Here is a 6,065-nt window from a genome sequence, read left to right on the forward strand (position 1 = left end):
AGGTGAAGGCATGTCTATGAACGAACAATCGTATGATGAGAGTCAGATACAGGTATTGGAAGGCCTGGAGGCTGTCCGCAAACGTCCGGGGATGTACATCGGTTCAACCAGTGCACGGGGCTTGCATCATTTGGTCTGGGAAGTCGTTGATAACAGTATTGACGAAGCATTGGCCGGCTACGCTGATAAGATTGACGTAATAGTTCATGAAGATAATAGCGTGACCGTTATCGATAACGGACGCGGCATTCCGGTCGGTGAACACCCGAAAATGAAAAAGTCAACCCTTGAGGTTGTTATGACCGTTCTCCATGCGGGTGGTAAGTTCGGCGGTGGCGGGTACAAAGTATCCGGGGGGCTGCACGGGGTCGGCGTGTCTGTTGTAAATGCCCTGTCCGAGAAAATGGTCGTAGAAGTGAGACGGGACGGTCATACCTATCAACAGGAATATCGCCGTGGCGTCCCTCAATATGACATCCGCGTTATCGGCAATGGCGATCCGGAAGAGACCGGAACGAAGACGACCTTCCATCCCGATCCGGAGATTTTTACAGAGACGACCGTCTTTGACTATAACACGCTGTTGATGCGGATTCGTGAGCTTGCTTTTCTGAATAAAGGCATCAATATTTCCTTGACAGACAAACGCTCGGGGGTCTCGGAGACCTTCCACTACGAAGGTGGAATTAAGGAATACGTCAGATATTTGAATCATAACAAAGAAGTGTTGCATGAAGAGCCGATTTACGTGGAAGGCCAGCGTGATATGATTCAGGTCGAAGTCGCGCTGCAATATAATGACAGCTACACGGAGAATATCTTCTCCTTCGCTAATAACATCAACACGCATGAGGGCGGTACGCATGAATCGGGCTTCAAGAGTGCGCTGACGAGAATTATTAATGATTATGCCCGCAAGAACAGTATGATCAAGGATAATGACTCTAATCTGAGCGGGGATGATGCGCGTGAAGGTTTGACGGCGATCATCTCCGTGAAGATCCCTGAGCCACAGTTCGAAGGCCAGACGAAGACGAAGCTTGGCAACAGTGAAGTGCGTGGAATCGTAGAATCCCTGTTCGCGGAGAAGCTACAGGAATTCATGGAAGAGAATCCGGCGGTGTCGCGTCGAATTCTCGAGAAGGCCTTGCAGGCCTCCCGTGCGCGAGAAGCTGCCCGCAAGGCGCGGGAATTGACACGCCGTAAGAGTGCACTTGAAGTGAGCGCCCTCCCAGGTAAGCTGGCTGACTGCTCCTCCAAGGACGCAACGCTTAGCGAACTGTATATCGTCGAAGGTGACTCCGCAGGCGGATCGGCCAAGCAAGGCCGTGATCGTCATTTCCAGGCGATTCTGCCGCTGCGCGGGAAGATTCTGAACGTAGAGAAGGCGCGCCTCGATCGCATTCTTGGCAATGCGGAGATCCGGGCAATCATTACGGCGCTAGGTACCGGGATCGGGGAAGAATTCGACCTCTCCAAAGCCCGTTACCACAAGGTCATCATTATGACCGATGCCGATGTCGACGGTGCTCATATTCGTACCCTGCTATTAACGTTCTTCTTCCGTTACATGCGGAAGATCATCGAGGCAGGATATGTCTATATCGCTCAGCCGCCTCTGTTCAAGGTAGAACGCAATAAGGTCGTTCGTTATGCCGGTTCTGAAGCGGAGCGCGATGAGATCATCGCTTCATTTGGCGAAAATGCGAAATACAATATTCAGCGTTATAAAGGTCTCGGCGAGATGAACGCTGAGCAGTTATGGGAGACAACCATGGATCCGGAGAGCCGCACTATGCAGCAGGTATCGATCTCCGATGCGATGGAAGCAGATAAAATATTCGATGTGCTGATGGGTGACAATGTCGAGCCGCGGCGCGACTTCATCCATGAACATGCCAAATATGTGAAAAACCTGGATATCTAAGCGATATAATCCCGGTGACGAAGGCCGAGAAGAGGTAGTAGATCCTCAGCTCGGCCTTCGTCTATTCCCGTATTGATGGGGACGCTCTATTTTAGTGATTTCAGCCGCCCGTAGTGGACAGCGTAGCGACGAATTTTTTTATAGATACTCTTGTTATGCAGATGCTTGAACGGGAAAAGTGCGGGAAGAGTGTTAACCTCCAGAATCCAGATATGAAGCTGCTCATCGATCGCCAGGTCGAGACCGATCTCTTTCAGATTCGGAAATCTGCGGGCGAGCTGGGCGGCAACGCGCACCCCTAGTATTTTCATTTCCTTGTACACAGAAGTAAACTGCTTCGGTGTGAGATGGGGGGCGAATAAATTCTCAATCGTCATAATGGTGCCACCGCTGCGGTAGTTGGTGATGATCTTCTGCGGAGCTGCCAGCCGTCCGATAAATCCGGTCGTTTCCCAGTTCTTGTGGGGTGTCTTCTGGACGAGGGCGCGGATATCAAATTTGGAGCGCCGGAAGGTCAGAGTACGGATTCCAGTTTGAATCAGGTACAATCTTTTGCCAATATGAGGAGTGATCGCCGCGTGTAGTTCCTCGAGCGTCGGAAACATCTCAGTGTGAATGCCATGCCTGAGTTTATAATTGGGGTTGGCACTAGAATCAAGCTCGTCACGCCACAGTTCGGCACTCATAACCCCAATCCCGTAAGTTCCGCAATCCGGCTTGATAAATACGACGCCATAAGTATTCAACATATCTCCAAGATGTTCGACAGAGTATTTTCTTGTATCTGGAATGTAAGGATGTATAAGTTCATTCTGCCGTAAAATGACGGTCTTCTCCCATTTACTTGCTATGCGCTGTATCGCCAACGACTTATCCTTCCTTTCTGTACCCCGGATGCTGCCCTAACGTATGAAAAACATAGGACAGGAGAGATAAACAATGATATAATTATAAGATGCGGGGATTTTATAAGTTTTTTGATGAATCGAATAAATTGCCTATATTTTCAGTGTATGAAGATACGTAACAATGGGAATGGACACATCCCCATTTAATTGTGATCTATGAGAGATAGGATGAAAATCGTTACGTTTATGTAAGCCGTTTTTGTGCAATTATGTTAATGACTGGCTTTTTTCATAATCATCCTTGCATAGGCACATGGATAAATTTCTAGGAGGTCCAGCATGGCGGAGGAAAAATTTTCGCAAATCGTAGATAGGGACATTAATGTTGAAATGCGCGAATCCTTTATGGATTATGCGATGAGCATCATTGTCAGCCGTGCTTTGCCCGATGTTAGGGATGGTTTGAAGCCTGTCCATCGGCGCATTTTGTATGCGATGTCCGAGCTCGGTATGTATCCAGACAAGCCGTTTAAGAAATCAGCAAGAATCGTCGGCGAAGTAATCGGTAAGTACCACCCTCATGGTGATTCAGCTGTATATGAGACTATGGTACGGATGGCGCAGGATTTCTCGATGCGTTATATGCTCGTTGAAGGGCATGGTAACTTCGGCTCCATCGACGGTGACTTTGCAGCAGCGATGCGTTATACGGAGGCGCGTCTATCGAAGATAGCGATGGAAATGCTGCGCGATATTAATAAAGAGACGATCGATTTCATGCCAAACTATGATGGTGAGGAACATGAACCGGTGGTTCTCCCAGCGCGTTACCCGAACTTGCTCGTTAATGGCGTATCGGGGATCGCTGTCGGGATGGCAACCAACATTCCACCGCATAATTTGGGTGAGGTCATCGATGGGGTTCAGGCAATGATCGAGAACCCGGACATCGATTCCTTGGAATTGATGGAATATATCAAGGGACCGGACTTCCCGACTGCTGGCTATATTGTCGGACGTTCCGGTATTCGTCAGGCGTATACGACGGGCCGCGGCTCGATTACGATGCGCGCTAAGACGACCATTGAAGAGAATAACAATAAGGCGCGGATTATCGTTGATGAATTGCCTTACCAGGTCAATAAAGCCCGCCTCGTCGAGAAGATCGCCGAACTGGTTCGCGAGAAGAGAATCGACGGCATCACCGATCTGCGCGATGAGTCAGACCGTAATGGAATGCGGGTTGTTATCGAGCTGCGTCGGGATGTTAATCCTAACGTTGTATTGAATAACTTATATAAACATACTTCCTTACAGAGTACCTTTGGCATCAATATGCTGGCGATCGTAAATAATGAACCGAAGATATTGACGCTACGGGAAGTGCTTCATCATTATCTGCTGCACCAGGTTGAGGTGATTCGCAGACGGACAGAATTCGATCTGAAGAAGGCCGAAGCTCGCGCTCATATTCTGGAAGGCTTGCGTATTGCGCTGGATCATCTGGACGAAGTTATCGCCTTGATCCGCAGCTCGCAGACTGCCGAGATCGCCCGCAATGGCTTGATCGAACGCTTCGGTCTGAGTGAAGAGCAGGCACAGGCTATTCTGGATATGCGTCTCCAACGTCTGACCGGCTTGGAACGTGAGAAGATCGAGGCTGAATACCAGGAGCTGCTGATGAAGATCGCAGAATACCGTGAAATTCTTGCCAATGAATCGCTGGTATTGCAGATTATTAGCGATGAACTGCAGGAAATCCGCGAACGCTATTCCGATGATCGCCGTACGGCAATTATAGTCGGCGAAGAGAGCATCTTGGATGAGGATTTGATCCCGCAGGAGGAGGTCGTCATTACGATCACTCATACGGGCTATATCAAGCGTCTGCCGGTTACGACCTATCGCAGTCAGAAACGGGGCGGCCGGGGCGTCGTCGGGATGGACACGAAGGATAATGACTTCGTCGAGCATCTGTTCGTGACGAATACGCATCATTATCTGATGTTCTTCACCGACCGGGGCAAGGCTTACCGTCTTAAAGCTTATGAGATTCCAGAGCTTGGCCGGACAGCACGTGGGACGCCTATTATCAATCTGATTCAGATTGAGCAAGGCGAGACGGTTAATGCTGTGATTCCTGTGGAGAAATTTGATGAGAGCAAGTATCTGTTCTTTGCGACCCGTCACGGGATCGTGAAGAAGACGCCGCTTGAAGATTATGTTAATATTCGCAAAGGCGGGCTCATCGCGGTTAATCTCCGCGAGGATGATACTCTGATTGACGTCAGACTTACGGATGGCGAGCAGGAGCTCATCATGGGTACGGCCAAAGGGATGTCGATCCGCTTCCCAGAGAGCGATGTACGATCGATGGGACGGGCAGCTACCGGTGTGAAGGGGATTACGCTCGATGCGGATGATGAACTGATCGGAATGGACGTGATCGTTCCAGATCAGGAGATTCTGATCGTCACGACGAAGGGCTATGGTAAGCGTACTCCGGTATCTGACTATCGCATTCAGAACCGCGGCGGTAAAGGGATCAAGACGATCAACATTACTGACAAGAACGGCCCTGTAGTCGGCCTGAAGGTTGTTAAGGACGACGAGGATTTGATGATCATTACGAGCAGCGGAACCTTGATCAGGATGAGCATGGAGGGGATCTCCACCATGGGACGTTATGCGCAAGGGGTTAAGCTGATTAATATTCGTGACGAAGATTCCGTAGCTACGGTCTGCCGTTCCGACAAGAGCGATGACCACGATGATGAAGAGGCGGATGAACTGAACGAGATCAATGGCGTTAGTTCCAACTTGAATTCAGAGGAAATCCCTACTGATGATGAGAGCGAAGCATCTGGAACAGACGAAGAATAACAGCACGTATTTAAGGGGGCTTCCATCAGGAAGTCCTCTTTCATTACATTACAGCGTTAAAAAGGAGGATTGTTGGTCTAGTTAACTCGTAATATAATGACTATAGCCTTATAGTGCTTTGTAACTATAATTCGCATATTTTCACATATCATATCAATCTGAAGATTTATCCAAGGAGAGATTAAGAACATGGCGAGTATCCCTGTAGCAGATTTAAGACCTGGTCTCAAAATAGCAAATCATGTGTATACCCCACTTGGCGGGCTTTTACTGCAAAAAGGGAAGGTGCTCTTACCACGAGATTTGGATATACTTCATGCTTTTATGGTCGGATATGTAGAGGTGGATGAGACGTCCGTGAATGGGCAACGGGAGGCCACAGGCTCCCATGCTGCAGATCTATCGAA

Annotated in this window: 4 protein-coding genes (1 of these 4 cut by a window edge); 3 read left to right on the forward strand and 1 reads right to left on the reverse strand. The window is 49.0% G+C overall.

Annotated elements, in window-relative coordinates; genetic code table 11:
• The first annotated feature begins 10 nt into the window (after nt 1-10).
• The gene (gyrB, locus tag BFJ94_RS19240) at nt 11-1,927 is read left to right on the forward strand and encodes a DNA topoisomerase (ATP-hydrolyzing) subunit B (RefSeq protein ID WP_120464107.1); all 1,917 of its coding nucleotides are present in this window, start codon (nt 11-13) and stop codon (nt 1,925-1,927) included.
• Nucleotides 1,928-2,013: 86 nt separating this feature from the next.
• Here the strand turns inward: gyrB and BFJ94_RS19245 are convergent, their stop codons facing one another.
• Nucleotides 2,014-2,793 carry a YheC/YheD family protein gene (locus BFJ94_RS19245; RefSeq protein ID WP_120464108.1) on the reverse strand — a complete coding sequence of 260 codons (780 nt, stop codon included), beginning with the start codon at nt 2,791-2,793 and terminating at the stop codon, nt 2,014-2,016.
• Between the two features lie 321 nt (nt 2,794-3,114).
• On the opposite strand from BFJ94_RS19245, the gene gyrA reads away from it, so the two are divergent.
• Both gyrA and BFJ94_RS19255 read left to right on the forward strand, forming a co-directional pair.
• Nucleotides 3,115-5,658 carry a DNA gyrase subunit A gene (gene gyrA, locus BFJ94_RS19250; protein ID WP_120464109.1) on the forward strand — a complete coding sequence of 848 codons (2,544 nt, stop codon included), beginning with the start codon at nt 3,115-3,117 and terminating at the stop codon, nt 5,656-5,658.
• A gap of 189 nt (nt 5,659-5,847) precedes the next feature.
• Nucleotides 5,848-6,065: the 5' end (the start) of an HD-GYP domain-containing protein gene (locus tag BFJ94_RS19255; RefSeq protein WP_120464110.1), read on the forward strand. The gene runs 877 nt beyond the window's last position; the window shows 218 of its 1,095 coding nt (coding positions 1-218); the start codon lies at nt 5,848-5,850; its stop codon lies beyond the right edge, outside the window.

The organism is Paenibacillus aceti (genome assembly GCF_003614185.1).
Lineage (GTDB): Bacteria > Bacillota > Bacilli > Paenibacillales > Paenibacillaceae > Fontibacillus > Fontibacillus aceti.